Genomic DNA, 18,097 nt, shown 5'->3' on the forward strand with positions numbered 1-18,097 from the left:
TAAACTGAATTCATCGGCCGCTTGTTCGATCAGATCTTGAACGTGACTGAAGGAGATGAATGAAATCTCCTGCAGCAACGCTACATCTTTCGTGCGCTAAAAAAAATGGTACCCATACGTTTTTCGAAAGTGCGGGTACCAATTTTAGTGATGTCGTTTTTCTTTGCTTCACGGTTTATACCATAATAAGCTTGTGCTCTTTTAATCCGGAAGCAGCGGGCGGAATAATTCGCCGTGTAAGAAAGAATGTGCTGCAGCTCCCGATTGATTTTGAATCGCTTATATCTATCTATTAAAAGTCAACATTATCCGGGTCTGGACCGAAAAAACTTCATGCTTCAATGACAAAATCGGTCTTTCGATGATTGCTGTTATAGTTGGCAAAATTCCCTTCATTAACCTCCTTCTTTTTTAATATGTTAACCAAATAAAATTTTACGTTGACATTTCTATCATTCTTCTTGCATAATAAAAAACAAATATTGTATTAGGAGGAAAAGCATGAAAATCAAGTCGATGGTGTTAATTGCTCTTTTTGCGGCGTTAACGGCGATCGGTGGGTTTATTAAAATCCCTATTCCATATGTCCCATTTACGCTGCAAATTGTATCTGTTTATTTAGCTGGGTGTTTGTTAGGCCCAAAACTCGGAATGTTAAGCCAGCTTGTTTACGTTTTGATTGGACTGGCAGGTGCGCCTGTTTTTGCGGAAGGAGGAGGTCCAAGTTACATTTTTAAACCTACATTTGGTTATTTACTAGGTTTTGTGTTAGGAGCATACGTCAATGGCTGGTTGATTAAGAGATTTCAATTGGTAAAAACATTTTCTATTTTCCTCGCTAATTTCGCCTGCCTTCTTGTAGTGTATCTTCTTGGCTGTCTTTGGTTATATGCAGCAATGAAATTTATTTTCGATAAGTCGTTAACGATTGCTCAAACATTATTATTTGGTTTTGTGATTCCTATACCGGGAGATATTTTCTTATGTATCCTATGTTCCATCATCGCAGCGCAGATTCTTCCACGGACGAACTTTTTGATTCATAAACAAGGAGTTGCATCTTAATGGGAAAAGCGATTTTTATCACAGGGACCGGAACAGAAATTGGCAAAACGATTGTCACTTCCATTCTATTTCTGGTATTGAAAGAAATGGGAGTGAAAACAAAAATATTTAAACCCATTCAAACAGGTGTAGTAGAAGAGAGCGATTCTTTTGCCGATCAATATTGGTATGAAGAAGTGATTGGAGAAGAAAAAGGCTCTACGGGGATGTATTATATGGAGCCTGCTGTTTCCCCTCATTTAGCTTCAGAGATCACAAATACTACGATTCTGCCAAATGAAATAAAAAATAAAATTTTAGAATTAAAAAATCAATACGATGTTGTTCTAGTAGAAGGAGCAGGCGGACTCGCGGTTCCGCTCATTGAACATTCTAATGGATTTTATATGACAAAAGATTTAATTCAAGAATGTGAATTGCCAACAATTCTCGTGTCTTTGGCTGGATTAGGGGCTATACACCATACACTCACAGCTGTAAATTATGCCGAAATGCACGACATTAAAATCCTCGGGCTTATATTTAACCATTTTGACCAATACAATATGATTCATATTGATAATGTACGGACTATACATAAGATGTTGAATCTTCCTATCATCGCTAAATTGCCAACAATGGACTCTTTGTCTAAAGACAGTCTTACTCAATTAGCCAAAACATTGATATCCAAGCAAGAACTTAAGAATGTATTGTCAGGGGGATTAGAAATTGAAGTATAGCTACGAACAGTTAGAACAACTTGATAAACAATATGTATGGCATCCTTTTACCCAAATGCAGTCTTATATCGAAGAAAAGCCGCTCATCATTGAAAAAGGAAAGGGAAGCTACCTTTATGATGTCGAAGGAAAAAAATATTTAGACGGTTATGCATCTTTATGGGTAAATGTTCACGGACACAGTGACCCTGAATTAAACGAAGTGCTTCATGAACAAATTGAAAAAATCTCTCATTCTACGCTTTTAGGGTCCGCGAATGTTCCTTCCATTTTATTAGCAAAAAAACTAGTGGAAATTTGGGGAGGAAATTTATCAAAAGTATTTTATTCCGATACAGGGGCTGCTGCCGTTGAAATTGCATTGAAGATGGCATATCAGTACTGGCAAAACATTGACCCTGTCCGCTACAAAGATAAAAACAAATTTATCTCATTAAAAGAAGCTTATCACGGGGATACGATTGGTGCTGTAAGTGTTGGTGGAATGGATTTATTCCATCGAATCTTTAGGCCGCTATTGTTTGAACGAATTGAAGTACCTTCCCCATATGTATATAGAATGGACGAATATGGCGATGAAGAGGAAATTGTGAATTATTGTTTAAAACAGCTTGAGGAAACGCTTGAACAGCATCATTCAGAAATCGCGGGTATGATTGTCGAACCGCTCGTTCAAGGAGCGGCAGGAATCATTGTGCATCCAAAAGGGTTTTTAAAAGGTGTTGAAAAGCTTTGCCGCAAATACAATATTTTGCTTATTTGCGATGAAGTAGCTGTTGGATTCGGTAGAACCGGAACATTATTTGCCTGCGAACAAGAAGATGTCCAGCCTGATATTGTTTGCTTAGCCAAAGGTATAACAGGCGGATATTTACCGCTTGCGGCAACTTTGACAACAGAGGAAATTTATTCAGCCTTTTTAGGAGAGGTTCATGAAAATAAAACATTTTTCCATGGTCATACTTATACTGGAAACCAATTATCTTGTTCTGTTGCGTTAAAAAATATTGAGTTGATTGAAAAGAGAAACTTAGTATCGGATGTACAACGAAAAGCCCATGCGTTGGCAGGTAAATTGCAAAAGCTTTATGAACTGCCGATCGTCGGTGATATTCGTCAAAAAGGACTCATGATTGGCATCGAAATCGTCAAGGATAAGAAAACAAAAGAAATATTCGAGCGCTCGGAGCAGATTGAGCATAAAATTATTTTAGAAGCTAGAAAGCGCGGGCTCATTATCCGACCATTAGGTCCTGTCATCACGTTTATCCCTGTTTTGGCGATGACCGATGATGAGCTAAAGACCGCTGTTGATATTATTTTTGATTCGATTGCGGAAATGGTAAGCATCAAGCAGTTTTAAGATGAAGGTACTTTATCGTTGCAAGGGGATGTCTCATGTTTTGAGACATCCCCTACTTACAATTAGTCAAGAGTTTTTAGTAAATCTATTTGTTTCAGTGGATTTATTTAGGGGGCTGTCCAAAAAGTCAAAATCCACTGAAAACGAAACATCATAAGCATTGATATATCAACATTAAAGGGGCGTCTATAAGCTGGAAAATCGACTTATTAGAAGCCCCTAACTAAATAAATTTACGCATGCCAAATAGCCCCCACGATTTTTGCTTTTTTTCCTACACAACTACAAAGTTGCTGATGCGATTTCGTAATTGTAGGCGATTATGTAATATTTCCTCCTCATAAACACAAATCTGAGCAGAATTATAAATAACCATATAGCTCTTTCCCATACTAACATCAAAGGCAATGACACTTTGCATAAACCTTCCTCCATTATTTGTAGAAGCCTTCATATAACCTTAATGATTCCCTTTTCTTATCCACGATCTCATGGATCCAACTATTAAATCTGATTCTTATAAGATCCGTGAAGTAGGCCAGTTTTTCATTGCGAACTCATAGTTCTGGGGCTGTCACGACCTTTTCTCCACTCCTACTAAAAAAATAGCAGCACAGACCTTGACCGTGGTCTATGCTGCTAATCTTAATATGTATTTATTTACATGAAATAAAGTTAAGGATTTCTTCTTTTGTCGGTAAGGATGAAATGGCACCTTTTCCTGTTGTTGTGATCGCACCGCTTGCATTGGCAAAGGTGAGGATATCTTGATGGTGCTTATTTAATACATCTATTAAGTTATCATGGTTTACTTCTTTTTCGAGTAGTTTATATAAAAAGCCACCGATAAAGGCATCTCCTGCACCTGTAGTATCCTGAACCTCAACTTTGAAACCAGTTGATTCATATTTGGCATTCTTCGTGTAAAGGTCAGCTCCATTAGCTCCTTTTGTGTAAATAACGGCTTTTACATCACCTGTGAATAAGTTTTCAATCGCCTCTTTTTCATTAGTGATTCCTGTGATAAACGCTAATTCTTCATCGGAAATTTTGATGATATGTGCTTTCGGAATAAATTCTAAAATCGTTTGTCGACAATCCTCTGCACTGTTCCATAGTGGAAGGCGAACGTTAGGATCAAAGCTAATGATTCCCCCATTTTCTTTAACAAGTCGAATTGCTTTTTCATGGGCTTTTTTCATTGGGCTTTCGACTAGATCGACGGAGCAAAAATGTAAAATATCTCCTTTGGCAAACCAACTTTCTTCATTTTCATCTTCTGAAAGCAAAAGATCTGCAGAAGGATTGCGATAGAAGGAAAAATCACGTTCACCATCATCGCGCAGCGAAACAAATGCTAATCCTGTATTCGCTTCCTTTGTTCGCTTTATTTTATCTGTTTTCACACCGATTTTTTGTAACTCTTCAATTAAAAAGTCACTAAAGGCATCCATTCCAAGCTTTGTGATCATTGCAGATTCTGCCCCAAATCTCGCAACAGCTGCTGCAACGTTTGCTGGGGCTTCCCCCAGGTGCACGTTTAAAAGATTGAACATCCTTTAATGCTTTGCCTTTTTGCATTGGAATAAAATCAATTAACACTTCACCAATTGAAAATAAGCGCCCCATTGTCTACACCTCCCTTTTAATTCATAGTGGATAAGTTATATTTCGTTGTGTCTAATGTAACTTTTCCGTTTCGTGCAAAGAAGCGAATATCTGTGCTTTCAAGTCTTGGAAAAATTCGGCTCGTAAATACTTCAACGCCGTCATTGATAAAAATTTCGACAGAAGACGTATCAACAAACAGATGAAGCTTTAACGTATCCCCTTCAACGCTGCACGTTCTTGTTGTTCCATATTCTTTAGCTGGAACCTCCCCTGAATGGGTACGGTCTAAGGTCACCTTTTGTTCCTTTCTGTTATAGGAGATGACCGTTTTTTCATCTTTACATGACCGGAATTCAATCCCGACTTCATCTGCTTCCATGTTCGTAAATTCACAAATAAGTTCATACGTCGTCCCATTGAATCCTTCATACATTTTTTTCTCATCATCGAGAATATCTTTCACATTTACCGAATCTTGTCGCAATGCTTCTAGTTCTTTTACAGGACACTGAATAAGCTTTCCATTTTGAACGGTCAACTCTCTCGGTAATGTTAAACAATGAGCCCACCCATCCTTATCAGTTGGATACTCGATTTCGGGAAGACCCATCCACCCGACTAAAAGGCGACGTCCCTTATGGTCAATTGTCGTTTGTGGTGCATAAAAGTCAAATCCACGGTCTAACTCAACAAACTCACCGTGTTCAAAAACTTTAGTCTTTAAATCTAGTGTGTTCCCTAAAAGATAACCAGATTGATAGATATTTTGAAATTGATCTCCCTTTGGCTCTAACCCTTGTGGTGAGAAGATCAGCACACCTTTTCCATCTAGTTCAAAATAATCGGGACATTCCCACATAAATCCAAATTCCTTTAAGTTTGTTTGAACCTCACCTTCAAATGTCCAATTTTTTAAATCAGGTGATGAATAAAGAACAATACAACCTGTTTTGTTTTCCCTCTGTGCCCCGATAACAGCATAAAAAGTGTCATTTTCCTTCCAAACTTTCGGATCGCGATAATGATCGGTATAACCTTTTGGAACTTCTTTAATAACCGGCTCTTGTAATTTTTCAATACGTCCATTTTCATTCATTACCGCTAAGCATTGATATGGATGACGAACCCAATTTTCATCTCTTGTATTTCCTGTATACATTAAATGGAGCTTACCGTCATGACAAATAGCACTACCTGAATAAGCTCCGTGAGAATCAAAATAATCGTTCGGCTTAATACCAATTCCGACATTTTGCCAATTGACAAGATCTTTTGATTTTGTGTGATACCAATATTTTAATCCATGAACAGGACCTAGCGGAAACCATTGATAAAACAAGTGATATTCTCCGTTAAAATAAGAAAAACCATTTGGATCATTTAAAAGTCCCGTTACTGGTTGAATATGAAATTTCTGACGCCAAATGCTTTTGTTGACTTTTTCTTTTAATGCATTCAATTCTTCTTTTGTCGCTTCTTCGATTCGGCGATACCGTTGTTTTCTCGTCCATTCCATCTTTAAACCTCAAACTCCTTCACGATGTAAACACAGGGCCTGACCTCTTTTTAAGGATCAGACCCCAATATTTAATTTATTAAGATGCTTTTTCTGCTGCTTGTTCTTTTTTCGCTGCACGTTTCGCTAAAATGATGGTTGTTACGAATGCAACGATGAATGAAATAACCATTCCAATTACGTATGGAGCTATGGAATCTGGACGAATTGAAATAATACCTGGTAAACCGGCTGCTCCAAGCGCAACAGCTTTTACTTTAAAGATCGTAATAAATGCGGCTGATACAGCTGCACCTGTAATAGCACCAATAAATGGATAACGTAGCTTCAAGTTAACACCAAACATAGAAGGCTCTGTAATTCCTAAAAGAGCCGAAATACCAGCTGCGGATGCAATACCTTTAATTTTCTTATCATTAATAATCATAAAAACAGCTAATGTTGCTGCACCTTGAGCTACGTTTGACATAGCCGCAACAGGGAAAATAAACGAACCACCTGTTTTAGCAAATTCTGCTAACAATTGTGTTTCAACTGCAATAAAGCTATGATGCATACCTGTAATAACGATTGGGGCATAAACTAAACCGAATAACGCACCACCAATGAGTCCCGTAGTATCATATAACCAAACAAGTCCGTCTGTTAATAAGTTACCTGCAGAACGAGTAATCGGTCCTACTGCTGTAAACGTTAAAATGCCTGTAATAAAAATCGTTAATAATGGCGTTAATAAGTTATCAAGTGCAGACGGAATATATTTGCGTAAGAATTGTTCTGTTTTCGCTAAAATAAAGGATGATGCTAATACAGGTAATACGGTCCCTTGATAACCGACTTTTTCAATTTCAAATCCGAAAATACTCCAAACTGGAATTTCACCGTTCGCTAAGGCGCTACCATAACCCCAACCATTTAATAAATCAGGGTGAACCATTAACATACCTAAAGTAGCTCCTAAGTACGGGTTACCACCAAAGCGCTGTGTAGCGGAGAAACCAATTAAAATTGGCAAAAAGACAAATGCCGCATTGGCAAATGTATTAATAAGTGCTGCTAAGTCCGCTATTTCTGGATATGCATCAATGAGGGACTTACCTTCAATAAATAGATCCTTTGCCGTTAATACGTTATTAATTCCCATTAAAAGACCGCCAGCAACAATGGCAGGAATAATCGGAACGAAAATATCAGAAAGTAGCTTCACTAAACGTTGAATTGGATTTAAATTTTTCGCTCCAGCATCTTTCACATCTTTTGTAGACATTTCTTGAAGTCCAGTTAATTTGGTCAATTCTTGATAAACTTTGTTAACTGTACCTGACCCTAAAATAATTTGGAACTGTCCACCCGTTGAAAAAGTTCCTTTTACATCGTCCATTTTGTCAAGCGCTTCTTGATTTATTTTACTTTCATCATTTAAAACTAGACGTAAACGTGTCGCACAGTGAGCTGCAGCAGAAATATTATCTTTTCCACCAAGAGCTTCTAAAATTTCTTTTGCGATTTGATCGTACTTCATAGCTTCCTCCCCCATTTATTTAGTGGAACCGGTTCCATTTTTCACGATTTAGGAACCGGTTCCAAACTTTATGAAATGGAACCGGTTCCAGTCTGATTATAAGTCATTAGGAATGATTCTGTCAACGCTTTCTCGTTCAATAATTTCATATTTTGATAATGTTCTTTTTGGAACTGACTCCTCATTGACAAGCTTTACAATGTTTTGCGCTGCCATCTTTCCAGCCTCTTTAAAAAACAGTTTTACTGTTGTTAGCCCTGGGTGAATAATTTCCGTCACATCATATCCTCCAAAACCCGTAATAGAAACATCCTTTGGAATGCTCAATCCTTTTAATTGTGCTGCCCTTAAAGCACCAAGAGCAATATTATCCGTTGCACACACAATGCAAGTTGGCTGAAATCCTTCTAGCATTTCTGTTACTCTTTGTTGAGCAGCAAACATATTAAAACCTGTTTCAAAATAACAAACCTCACATCCTTCCGCTTCTGCTATTGCCCTTTTAAATCCTTCCTTTCTTCTTACTCCAACTGCTACATCCTTTTCGGTAACACCTAAGTAAGCAATTTTTCGATGCCCTTTCTCTAATACATATTTTCCAATTGCATAGCCTGCTTCCAAATCATTATGAATCAGACTATGTACATCAGGATGTTCTTGACCAACAAGAAGAATCGGGATGTTCACCTTTTCAAATGCCTCTAAATGTACTTGTGTAATTTGAGTAGCAAGTAAAATAATTCCCGCAACTTTTTGACTAGCCAGACTATAAATCGTTTCAATTTCACGTTCAATTTGCTGATTCGTATTGGATATTAATAATTGAAAATTCAACTCTTTTAATTGTTCATCAATCCCAATTAAAGTATGCGATGCTGCATAGGAATCTAATCGCGGAACAATCGTTCCAATAAAATATGTTTTCTTAGCCTTTAAACTTTGTGCAAAAGGATTAGGTGTATATCCTGTTTCTTTAATGGCAAGTTCAATTTTTCTTTTTGTTGCTTCACTAACAGATCCACCATTTAAGTAGCGAGATACAGTGCTTTTGGAAACTCCCGAAATTTTTGCTATATCTGCAATAGTTTTATTCATTCCTAGTCCACCTCAAAAATGAGTTCTCTTTTTTTTTATTATAATATTAAACCCATTTTTAATGCATGGGGTAACAAAATAAGCATTCGAGATTTAAAATCCTTGTGTTCCGAATAATAAAGCAATCGGTCATTCACCGATTGCTGCAAATTTGATAGGTTACTTCTAGGATCGATTGATTCCTCCACTTTTGCTGGGGATTTAAATCACTTCTGGGATCTTTCCCATCACTTTGGCTAGGGATTCAATCACTTTTAAACGCCATTCCATTACTTTCCCCTAACATTTTTACGCACCTTTCCATCACTTTGGCGGGTGATTCAATAATCAATCTTTTGTTTCCACTACTCGATCGACTCTCAACTTTTGAACATGTAAATAGGTCAATGCCCTATATCTCAAGGATTTATGACCTTTCATTTCGATGATTCCGACTGGGTTCGAACCAGTGACCTCCACCATGTCAAGGTGTAGTAGTAGGATAAATCATAGTCTAATAGAATGCAAAAAATTTATTTTTATCTTAAACAAAAAATACGCCAACAAACATATTATAAAACCAAAAAATCGACGACAAGCTGCCGTCAAGATTACCTGCAAAACAGAATCATTTATCCCCCTTCAAATTTTAAGGGGGATTTTTATTTTAAGACAATATGATCAGTCTCTATTACCTAAATAAGAAAATAATCTAGAAACCTCTTGGTAGTTTTTTGCTAAAATTCCCTTTTTTCATTTCTATTTACTAAAAAATCCTTTATCTGTCTTATAATGAAACAAAAAGCTTTTCCACTTGATGGAAGCCATTTCGTTTCAATCGGAGGCATGTCATAACAAATCTGAAAAATGTGATCCCTGACCGGCAAATGGGATTCGCCATGGAAGGGGTTGGGGATGTTAAGGTTCCGGCGGAGAATACACATGCGGTGGAGAACAAGATTCAAGCTTGGTTAAGTAAGATGAATGGGATAAATGTAGGCGGAGGTAAAGCAGGCAATGATGGCGTTGAACTTAGCACTAAGGGTATTGGTAAAGGGGAACAAGTATTAGATAAAGTCTAGACATATGAACAGGCTAGAAATAAAGCACTAGACCTAGTTGGAAATTTAGGACCAAATTCAAAGCCATATATAGGAACTCTTAAGTCAAGTGCTGGATATGGTAAAGTAATTGGTAGGCAGTCTGCTGACGGAAAAGTAAGATGGAGATTAGACTATGACCCAAATAAGGGGACACATATAAACATTGAAGATTTTCGCAATGGTAAAGGGGCTAATGCTCGAAAAATCGTTATTCCATTCGAGGGTAACGAAAGCACCTTTAAATCTTTATTAAAACATTTGAATAGATAAGGGGGAATTTGAATGAGTTTATTTGATGAGTGTATTGAAGCACTAGGTGAGAATGTACACGTCTTATCTGATAGTGAGAGAGAGCAAGTACTAAGAGATTTTGAGAATTCTTTTCCATTTACTGAGTGGGGGCGTATTGAATGGGAGAAAGTGACTTATCATGCTAAAGTGAATACAGTTGATGAGATCATCTCCTTTTTGAACCAAAACATTGATGAATACAGCAACGTTATATATGTTATTTGGGATGAAAGGACATTACCTATAATTCAATCTGAGTTAAATAAAGTATTTGAAGTTATAGATGATGTTACTGCTGTAAGTTTTGATACATGGATATTTTCACCATCTTCAGGATATGTTATTGAGATATTTCATGACGGTGAAGTAAGAATAGGATTGAAGTAAAATATCATTGAATTAACCCTCAAAAGGTGAATATAAATTCTCTTTTGAGGGTTTTCTACTAGTGACGTAGTGCCGAACGAGCTGCTAGTGATACAATTTGTGCATGTAATCTATTCAAGTTCTATATGATAATTTTTAGAGTTATCTTGTACGCACAAAATGTGTATAAAAAAGATGCCCTATTTTACAATTTTCATCAAATATAACCCACTGAAAAATTATCAGTTACTACCGTTTTTTTCGCCAAAAACCTTACCCTTGTTTTCCCACCATTTTACAAAAATTTTTTCGTAACTTTTTCTTCGCTACCACCGATTACTATAGCGAGAGGATTACTCCACCTCGATTAACTCCTGGATGTCGATGTCCAGCACTTTGCACACTTTTTCTAATGTTGAGAGATAAACTCTGTCCACATTGTCTGAACAAAGATGGCTGATGGTGTTCGGGCGCAGCCTTTAAGAAGCAAAAAATCAAAAAAGTAGATAAAGAGTTAAAAGCACTTATCAAGCCATTAGGGATGCAGCTTGAAACGATGCCAGGCATTAATACGGTGACTGCATCGGCTTTCATTGCAGAAATCGGGGATATTCATCGTTTCACTAATTCCGACAAACTCGCAAGGTATGCAGGTATAGCCCCTGTCAGAATGGGTTCGGGCGGCAAGGAAACTATTCAGAAAAGCAAACAAGGAAACAGGAAATTATACACTATCTTTTATAACTTGGCTGTTCAACAAATACATATTTGTAAAGGCAGTAAAACTCCTCGAAATCCTGTGTTTTATGAGTATTATCAGAAAAAGCTAGCAGAAGGTAAAACCAAACAACAAGCGCTTATTTGCATTATGAGAAGACTTGTCAATATTATCTATGGTATGATGAAACACAAGACCGCTTATATCATGCCTGAACGGAAAGTCAGTTGATATAATGGGTGATGGTTAGTGAAACTGCCGCCCATTTATAAAGTACATTTTTATAATTTCCTAAGGGTACTGGTAAAAAAACAGTTGAAAAAGGAAAAGATTACTCAACTCGTATTGACAATCAGGTAGAGGAAATTGAAAAAATGCCTTTACCTTCGAGTATTGCTACTACATTTAAAGATTCAAATTATAGAACAGTGATTACAAAAGAGAATGTTACAGTCTATAGAGTATTTGGCGGGCATGCAGATGCAGGCGGAACATTTGCTACAACTTCTCCGGCTGTAAATAGGATACAAACTAAAATTGACTTAGCTTTACTCCCAGAATGGAAAAATACGAGGAACTATGAAGCCGTAATTGAAATTCCAAAAGGAACTATATTGAATATTGGCAGAGCTGAAAAACAAATTACTAAAACCGGTAGTATTCTAAAAGGGGATGCTGACCAAATTTTATTACCTTTAAATTATTCTTTAGAATGGATAAAGGAAATTAGGCCAATACCTTCAAAATAGGAGGTTTTGTTATGCAAAACGAAGAAATGGATAATATTAAAATTCAAATACAAAAGGTTATGGATTTAGTTTATGAAAAAAAAAGTCAGAGGGAACATAAATTTTTAGATACATTAATAGATAAGTTGAAAGAATTATCAGAAACTGTAAATACCAATAGCAATATTGATGAATTAAGGAAAGATTCTAAGCTAAAAGGAGCCTTGAGAGCGTATTTTGATACCAACTTAGTTGAGAGTTACGATGAACCACTAGTAATTGAGTTAGATAAATTAGAAGTAATGTTGCAACAGAAGACGAATTAAAGTGTTTTTTTATTTAATATCTACACGGAACATATTTATTCCAAAGAATTTAATGGGGGGAAGGACCAGGAATTTTAAAAATATGTTTCCTCTAAATTTAATATTGGGTAGTATAAACAAAAAATTTACTAAGTATTTAAAAATTATTATCTTCGTATAGTTATGACATCAAAAAATAGACAGTTCAAAATGCATATACAGCTAAAGATGACTCCAGTACAGTTGGGGTCATTTTTTACATAATGAACCGTTGAAGGAGAAATAGAGAAGCCAAATTAAAAACAATAATAAGGGTACTGGTAAACTTTATAGAGGAGATAGTTTATTGCATTCACCTAAAAGATCTAATGGAATTGGTAAGCCATTTATATCAGATTCAGGTAATTTAGTTCCTGCAAATAGTAAAGGTATATACAAAAATCGACAAGTTACTGTTATAGAGCATATTTTAGGAGGTTACAGAAGGGGAGCAAAATCAAATAGCCCTTATATTAGTTTCACTGGTAATAAAGGTATTATTGGAAATTATGGGAATTACTTAATAGAATTAGATATTTCTTCTTTGAGAAAAGCGATTAGATCAGGAGAAGTTAAAAATGTAGCCATTTTATCCCCAAAACAGATTCGAAAATTAATTGAGAGAGATAGCTCTTCTTCTGATTTTTGGAAAAATAGAGCGTTAACTTGGACTACAAGAGACAATGAATATTTGATCAGAGGAGAGATACCTAGCAAATTCATAAAAATTTCTCCTAAGGAGTGAGTATATTATGTTTTTATATTTCCAAGATGAATGTCTAGGCGAAATACAAGATATCAACACTGAAGGCATGTGGATGTATGGTAAACTTATACCTAATCAAAATATAGTAAAGTTTAAAGAGTTTTTTAAGGCTCTGATGGATGAAGAAAACGATTTTAAAGAGAGTGAATATAATGAAGAATGGCTGAAGGATGAAAATTGGTTTATTGTGAATGATCATCAATATAAAAGAGGAATTTATTTGCCGGCTGTGTATGAAGACTGGGAAATAAATTGGAGATGGAGGTAACTGATTTAGAACAAAAACCTTGATTGGCTACAAGCCTTTCAAGTTTTTTCTATTTTAAAGCTAACCGTTACTGCTGCCTTCATGGTTCGGGACTCTCACCCAATAGACTTCACCCATGCCGGGCGCACCAAGAAAAACGCGATTCTTGTATTTCACAAGAACCGCGTCATATCAAGATTTTTGAGGATGATTCCGACTGGTCTCAAACCAGCAACCTCCACCCTGTCAAGGTGGCGCTCTCACTAAAGAAGATGGAGATTTACTACCTTCCGAATTTGAAAAAGACTTTAACATTGATTACTACAATGAAGATTTTAGAGAAATAGAATTCTATGATGAGCCATCGATTGATTGCCGTGTTCTACTTGAAGGCTTTTCTTATGATGAGGAGATAATTCCAAAATTTATAGAGTTTTGCGGTGATCGTTTAAATCAAGAAGCGAACTCAGTTCTTTTACTTTATAATTTTCAATATAATGGAAATGCCAATGAAAAACATCAGTTTAGATTTCTAGGAGCCGTGCAATATAAGTAATTATAAACCCCTTGAATGAGTGTTCGACACTCTTTCAAGGTCAGCTTGTCAACAAAGTCTACAAGCTGAGTGGAGAAAAACAACTCGTTTTTCTCCACTGGCTTCATTTTAAGGACTTATCGGACATCCCCGGGTGATGAGTACGCCGCGCAAAATCAACAAACCGAAATTTATCGAGCCGATGTCTCGATTCGGTATACTGAAACAAGCTCGCATCTTCTAAGTAGACAAAATTTTTCACCACTACTACATGCTCGTAGCCGTTTAAATCCATATATTTTTGATCCTCAGCTGTCACTCGGTCGACAAACATTTCTTTTTTCGCAAAGCTAATGCGAAGCTTTAATTCATTTTCGACATATTCATAAATCGAATTTTCACAAATGCCGCGCGTCAATGTTGGAACGAATTTTTGGCAAAGAAAGTCCTTGTCTAAAATAATTTTCTCTTCTTCTATTTCCCTAGCACGAATCACTTTCCAAACTTTTTCCTTATTTTCGGTTTCCAATTGTCTTTTAATATATTCATCAGGCTCGATCAATTCCAGTTCATGTACGATCGTTCTTGCCGGCTTGTTCATTTTTTGCGCCAATTCTTTAAAGCTGACAAGTCCAGAGACAGGAAAATCATATTTTCCTACATCTAACACAATCGAACCTTTTCCTTTTATTTTTTGAATATAGCCATGCTCTGATAGAAGATTGAGCGCTTTGCGAATCGTCTCACGCGATGTTTGATACCGCTGGGACAATTCATTTTCAGAAGGCAGCTTTTCGTTCGGCTGAAAAATGCCTTTGCGAATATGAAGCAAAAGGTCGTTGTAAATCGCCATAAATTTATTTTCCTTCATAGTCATCACCGAATTGTATAGTATCATTTTGTTAAATGATACACAATCGCTTCATATGGACGCAACATGATTTCTTGTACATGTTCAGAAGAGTCATTATAGTTGGAAAGCAGGATACGGCTTGTATATCCGTTTATATCAAGCTCATTCGGCAAAACAAATTTTGTTTGGCCGCCAAAAAAGTTGGCCACTACTAGAAGCTTTTCACCATCTCCATTGCGCACATAAGCAAAAATTTGCGGATGATTCTCTAACAATAGCTGATAGTTTCCTGTTGTAATAATGTCATAGTTCTTTCGCAATTCAATCAAACGTTTGTAATGGTAAAAAATCGATGTTGGATCCTCTAATGCTTTTTTCACATTAATCTCTTTAAAATTCGGCGCGACATGAATCCAAGGAGTCCCAGTTGTAAATCCGGCATGCGGACTGTCGTCCCATTGCATAGGTGTCCGTGAATTATCGCGCGATTTACATTTTAAAATTTCAAGCACCTCTGCTTCTGTTTTTCCTTGCTCAAGCAAAATTTTATACATATTTAATGTTTCCACATCACGGTATTCTTCAATTCGCTCAAACTTCGGGTTGGTCATGCCAATTTCTTCACCTTGGTAAATATATGGTGTTCCTTGCATCATATGAATAACTGTTGCCAGCATCTTCGCCGATTCTTTATGATATGCTCCATCATTGCCATAGCGCGACACAATTCTCGGCTGGTCATGGTTGCACCAGAAGAGCGCATTCCAGCCTCCGCCTTTATTCATCTCCACTTGCCAAGTAGATAAAATTCGTTTTAGAGCCAGAAAATCGAATGGAGCTGCCACCCATTTTTCACCATTTGGGTAGTCTACCTTTAAATGGTGGAAGTTAAACGTCATATTCAATTCGTTCCGTGCTGGATTAGTATATTGAATGCAATGGTCAATGGTGGTCGATGACATCTCACCGACTGTCATAATATCATATTTAGAAAATACTTCCCTATTCATTTCCTGCAAAAACTCATGGATGCGCGGACCGTCTGTATAAAATCGGCGGCCGTCACCCAATGGCAGGGATTCGTCATCATCGAGAAAACGTTGATCTTTCGAAATCAAATTAATGACATCTAAGCGAAAGCCATCAATTCCCTTTTGAAACCAAAAATGCATCATTTCATAAATCGTTTTGCGCAGCTCTTCATTTTCCCAATTTAAGTCGGCCTGAGTTACATCAAACAAGTGCAGATAATATTGTCCCGTTTGCTCATCATACTCCCAAGCCGATCCGCCAAATTTGGATTTCCAGTTTGTTGGAGGGCTGCCGTCTGGTTTGGCATCCTTCCAAATATAAAAATGGCGGTAGCGGTTTTCTTTTGACGAACGTGCCTGCTGAAACCACTCATGATCGGTCGAGGTATGGTTTACGACCATATCCATTATCACTTTGATACCGCGCCGATGGGCTTCAGCAAGCAAACGCTCGAAATCCTCCATTGTTCCATAATCTTGATGAATGCTAAAATAATCACTAATATCATAGCCATTATCTCGCTGCGGCGAAGCATAAATAGGCGTCAGCCAAATGACGTCAATCCCTAATGTCTTTAAATAGTCTAATTTCTCGATAATCCCTTGCAAATCTCCTATTCCATTTCCCGTCGTGTCTTTAAAACTTTTCGGATAAATTTGATAAACAACGGCTTTTTTCCACCATGGCTGCTTCAATGAATATCACCTCGTTTATAATTTTGAGACTATCGGGAAAAACGATACCATTGGCGGTCATTCACCAATGGTATGAATCTTTGATTATTCATATTTATTATTTAGAACACAGTTCTATTAATTATGATCTTTGCGAATTTTTCCTAACACAAATGTTAGAGCAAACGGCAGCACAATCGCGATCGCCATTCCAATGAAAAACGGCGCCCATTTTTGCTGAACGATTGATAAAAACCCAGGAAGACCGCCAACACCAATAGAAAATGCGATCACTTTATTAAGCGTAATGAACATTCCGCCAATTGCTGCTCCTATCATCGCAGAAATAAATGGATAACGGTAGCGTAAATTCACTCCAAACATGGCCGGTTCCGTGATACCCAAATAAGCTGAAACGGCAGATGTGAATGACAGCCCTTTCAGTTTTTCATCTTTTGCTAAAAACATCATGGCTAATGCCGCCGAACCTTGAGCGATATTAGAAAGAACGAGAATCGGCCATAAAAATGTTCCGCCAGTGTTGGTGATCAGCTGCAAATCAACCGGCAAGAACGTATGATGCATCCCCGTGACAACAAGAGGGGCATATATCGCTCCATATAGAAGCCCGCCAATTGCTGGAATCATTATGAAACACTGAAACAAATACACTTGTAATCCCGTTGCCGATTGCAAATGTAATCGGTCCGATCGCAATAAACGCTAAAAAACCGGTAAATAGCAGCGAAAGCGGAGCGACTAACAGCAACTGAAACGCATCGGGAATTCGTTTACGCCAAAACAGCTCTGTTTTCGCCAGCACGTACGATGCCACTAGCACAGGCAATACTTGACCCTGATATCCTACCTTTTGAACATCCAATCCGAACAAATTCCATACAGGAATGTTTCCTTCTTCTTTCGCTGCTCCCCAGCCCCATGCGTTTAACAAATCTGGGTGAACAAGCATTAAGCCTAGCACAATACCAAGCAATGGACTGCCGCCGAATTTCGTTACCGCTGACCAACCGATTAAACCTGGCAGAAAGACGAACGCCGTATTGGCAATTAAGTTAATAATGCTGGCAAGATCGGCCCACTCTTTATGCACTTCCACAAATGATTTGCCTTCATAAAAAATATTTTGGCCTGTCAGGATATTATTAATTCCCATCAACAAACCTGCTGTCACAATCGCCGGCAAAATCGGAATAAAAATATCAGCTAATGTTTTAATCGCACGCTGAAGCGGGTTTAGCTTCGCTTCCGCTGCATCTTTAATCTCTTGCTTTGTCGCGCGGTCAATCCCCGTCAACTCCACCATTTCGTTGTACACTTTATCGACAAGCCCTTGTCCAATCACGACTTGAAATTGACCGTTTGCCGAAAAGGAGCCTTTGACGAGATCAATGCTTTCCAAAGCCTCTTTATCTACTTTTCCCTCATCCTTTAATGCAAATCTTAACCGGGTAACACAATGTGTTGCCGCTACAATATTCTCTTTTCCTCCAACAGACTCAACAATCTTTTCAACTGATTGTTTGCTGATATTCATGATGATCCCCCC

General features: G+C 37.4%; 15 protein-coding genes and 5 pseudogenes. 11 read left to right on the forward strand and 9 right to left on the reverse strand.

What is annotated here, in order from left to right; all coding sequences use genetic code 11:
• Positions 1-501: 501 nt before the first annotated feature.
• Genes ACVIJU_RS15425 through bioA form a run of 3 tightly spaced genes read left to right on the forward strand, consistent with a single transcriptional unit; the run spans position 502 to position 3,150 of the window.
• Complete coding sequence (locus ACVIJU_RS15425; protein ID WP_063386449.1) at positions 502-1,065, forward strand: biotin transporter BioY; 564 nt, start codon at positions 502-504, stop codon at positions 1,063-1,065.
• Positions 1,065-1,787 carry a dethiobiotin synthase gene (gene bioD / locus ACVIJU_RS15430; protein WP_456687736.1) on the forward strand — a complete coding sequence of 241 codons (723 nt, stop codon included), beginning with the start codon at positions 1,065-1,067 and terminating at the stop codon, positions 1,785-1,787. Before ACVIJU_RS15425 ends, bioD begins: the two co-directional genes overlap by 1 nt.
• On the forward strand, positions 1,777-3,150 hold the full coding sequence (bioA, locus tag ACVIJU_RS15435) for an adenosylmethionine--8-amino-7-oxononanoate transaminase (RefSeq protein WP_456687737.1): 1,374 nt from the start codon (positions 1,777-1,779) through the stop codon (positions 3,148-3,150). The genes bioD and bioA overlap by 11 nt, the downstream gene beginning before the upstream one ends.
• 316 nt (positions 3,151-3,466) lie before the next feature.
• Here the strand turns inward: bioA and ACVIJU_RS15440 are convergent.
• The 5 genes and pseudogenes from ACVIJU_RS15440 to ACVIJU_RS15460 all read right to left on the reverse strand — a co-directional run.
• Positions 3,467-3,571 (reverse strand): annotated as a pseudogene (locus ACVIJU_RS15440) (transposase); the annotation flags it as partial.
• A 235-nt stretch (positions 3,572-3,806) separates the two neighbouring features.
• Positions 3,807-4,779: pseudogene (locus tag ACVIJU_RS15445) on the reverse strand (carbohydrate kinase family protein).
• 16 nt (positions 4,780-4,795) lie between these two features.
• Positions 4,796-6,277, reverse strand: a complete 1,482-nt coding sequence (locus tag ACVIJU_RS15450; RefSeq protein ID WP_339199309.1) for a glycoside hydrolase family 32 protein — start codon at positions 6,275-6,277, stop codon at positions 4,796-4,798.
• A 79-nt stretch (positions 6,278-6,356) separates the two neighbouring features.
• A complete protein-coding gene (locus ACVIJU_RS15455) occupies positions 6,357-7,799 on the reverse strand; it encodes a sucrose-specific PTS transporter subunit IIBC (RefSeq protein WP_117017468.1) in 1,443 nt (480 codons plus the stop codon).
• A gap of 96 nt (positions 7,800-7,895) precedes the next feature.
• Positions 7,896-8,894, reverse strand: a complete 999-nt coding sequence (locus tag ACVIJU_RS15460) for a LacI family DNA-binding transcriptional regulator (protein ID WP_456687738.1) — start codon at positions 8,892-8,894, stop codon at positions 7,896-7,898.
• Between the two features lie 1,019 nt (positions 8,895-9,913).
• On the opposite strand from ACVIJU_RS15460, the pseudogene ACVIJU_RS15465 reads away from it, so the two are divergent.
• Together ACVIJU_RS15465 and ACVIJU_RS15470 are read left to right on the forward strand one after the other, a co-directional pair.
• Positions 9,914-10,246 (forward strand): annotated as a pseudogene (locus tag ACVIJU_RS15465) (T7SS effector LXG polymorphic toxin); the annotation flags it as partial.
• Between the two features lie 12 nt (positions 10,247-10,258).
• Positions 10,259-10,654 carry a CDI toxin immunity protein gene (locus ACVIJU_RS15470; RefSeq protein WP_066249867.1) on the forward strand — a complete coding sequence of 132 codons (396 nt, stop codon included), beginning with the start codon at positions 10,259-10,261 and terminating at the stop codon, positions 10,652-10,654.
• A gap of 332 nt (positions 10,655-10,986) precedes the next feature.
• Here ACVIJU_RS15470 and ACVIJU_RS15475 read toward each other — a convergent pair whose 3' ends face one another.
• Complete coding sequence (locus ACVIJU_RS15475; RefSeq protein ID WP_395994382.1) at positions 10,987-11,109, reverse strand: helix-turn-helix domain-containing protein; 123 nt, start codon at positions 11,107-11,109, stop codon at positions 10,987-10,989.
• 2 nt (positions 11,110-11,111) lie between these two features.
• Between ACVIJU_RS15475 and ACVIJU_RS15480 the strand changes: the two are divergent.
• The 6 genes and pseudogenes from ACVIJU_RS15480 to ACVIJU_RS15505 all read left to right on the forward strand — a co-directional run.
• A pseudogene (locus ACVIJU_RS15480) lies at positions 11,112-11,582 on the forward strand (transposase); the annotation flags it as partial.
• Between the two features lie 143 nt (positions 11,583-11,725).
• A complete protein-coding gene (locus tag ACVIJU_RS15485) occupies positions 11,726-12,100 on the forward strand; it encodes a hypothetical protein (RefSeq protein WP_094245388.1) in 375 nt (124 codons plus the stop codon).
• Between the two features lie 11 nt (positions 12,101-12,111).
• A complete protein-coding gene (locus ACVIJU_RS15490) occupies positions 12,112-12,405 on the forward strand; it encodes a hypothetical protein (RefSeq protein ID WP_066249852.1) in 294 nt (97 codons plus the stop codon).
• 325 nt (positions 12,406-12,730) lie between these two features.
• On the forward strand, positions 12,731-13,168 hold the full coding sequence (locus ACVIJU_RS15495; protein ID WP_456687739.1) for a hypothetical protein: 438 nt from the start codon (positions 12,731-12,733) through the stop codon (positions 13,166-13,168).
• Between the two features lie 7 nt (positions 13,169-13,175).
• Positions 13,176-13,457: a hypothetical protein gene (locus ACVIJU_RS15500; RefSeq protein ID WP_094245393.1), complete on the forward strand. Its 282-nt coding sequence runs from the start codon at positions 13,176-13,178 to the stop codon at positions 13,455-13,457.
• 196 nt (positions 13,458-13,653) lie between these two features.
• Positions 13,654-13,992, forward strand: a complete 339-nt coding sequence (locus ACVIJU_RS15505) for an immunity 22 family protein (protein WP_456687951.1) — start codon at positions 13,654-13,656, stop codon at positions 13,990-13,992.
• A 103-nt stretch (positions 13,993-14,095) separates the two neighbouring features.
• On the opposite strand, the gene treR is transcribed toward ACVIJU_RS15505, so the two are convergent.
• From treR to treP, 3 genes and pseudogenes are all read right to left on the reverse strand, one after another.
• A complete protein-coding gene (gene treR, locus ACVIJU_RS15510) occupies positions 14,096-14,842 on the reverse strand; it encodes a trehalose operon repressor (RefSeq protein ID WP_144598512.1) in 747 nt (248 codons plus the stop codon).
• Positions 14,843-14,865: 23 nt separating this feature from the next.
• Complete coding sequence (treC, locus tag ACVIJU_RS15515) at positions 14,866-16,551, reverse strand: alpha,alpha-phosphotrehalase (protein WP_456687740.1); 1,686 nt, start codon at positions 16,549-16,551, stop codon at positions 14,866-14,868.
• A 117-nt stretch (positions 16,552-16,668) separates the two neighbouring features.
• Positions 16,669-18,085: pseudogene (gene treP, locus ACVIJU_RS15520) on the reverse strand (PTS system trehalose-specific EIIBC component).
• Positions 18,086-18,097 lie beyond the last annotated feature (12 nt).

This window comes from Aeribacillus sp. SP014 (assembly GCF_054055575.1).

Coding starts and splice junctions, on each gene's coding strand:
- ACVIJU_RS15425 (WP_063386449.1), top strand. CDS start 502: ATGAAAATCAAGTCGATGGTGTTAATTGCTCTTTTTGCGGCGTTAACG.
- bioD (WP_456687736.1), top strand. CDS start 1,065: ATGGGAAAAGCGATTTTTATCACAGGGACCGGAACAGAAATTGGCAAA.
- ACVIJU_RS15450 (WP_339199309.1), bottom strand. CDS start 6,277: ATGGAATGGACGAGAAAACAACGGTATCGCCGAATCGAAGAAGCGACA.
- ACVIJU_RS15455 (WP_117017468.1), bottom strand. CDS start 7,799: ATGAAGTACGATCAAATCGCAAAAGAAATTTTAGAAGCTCTTGGTGGA.
- ACVIJU_RS15460 (WP_456687738.1), bottom strand. CDS start 8,894: ATGAATAAAACTATTGCAGATATAGCAAAAATTTCGGGAGTTTCCAAA.
- ACVIJU_RS15470 (WP_066249867.1), top strand. CDS start 10,259: ATGAGTTTATTTGATGAGTGTATTGAAGCACTAGGTGAGAATGTACAC.
- ACVIJU_RS15485 (WP_094245388.1), top strand. CDS start 11,726: ATGCCTTTACCTTCGAGTATTGCTACTACATTTAAAGATTCAAATTAT.
- ACVIJU_RS15490 (WP_066249852.1), top strand. CDS start 12,112: ATGCAAAACGAAGAAATGGATAATATTAAAATTCAAATACAAAAGGTT.
- ACVIJU_RS15500 (WP_094245393.1), top strand. CDS start 13,176: ATGTTTTTATATTTCCAAGATGAATGTCTAGGCGAAATACAAGATATC.
- treR (WP_144598512.1), bottom strand. CDS start 14,842: ATGAAGGAAAATAAATTTATGGCGATTTACAACGACCTTTTGCTTCAT.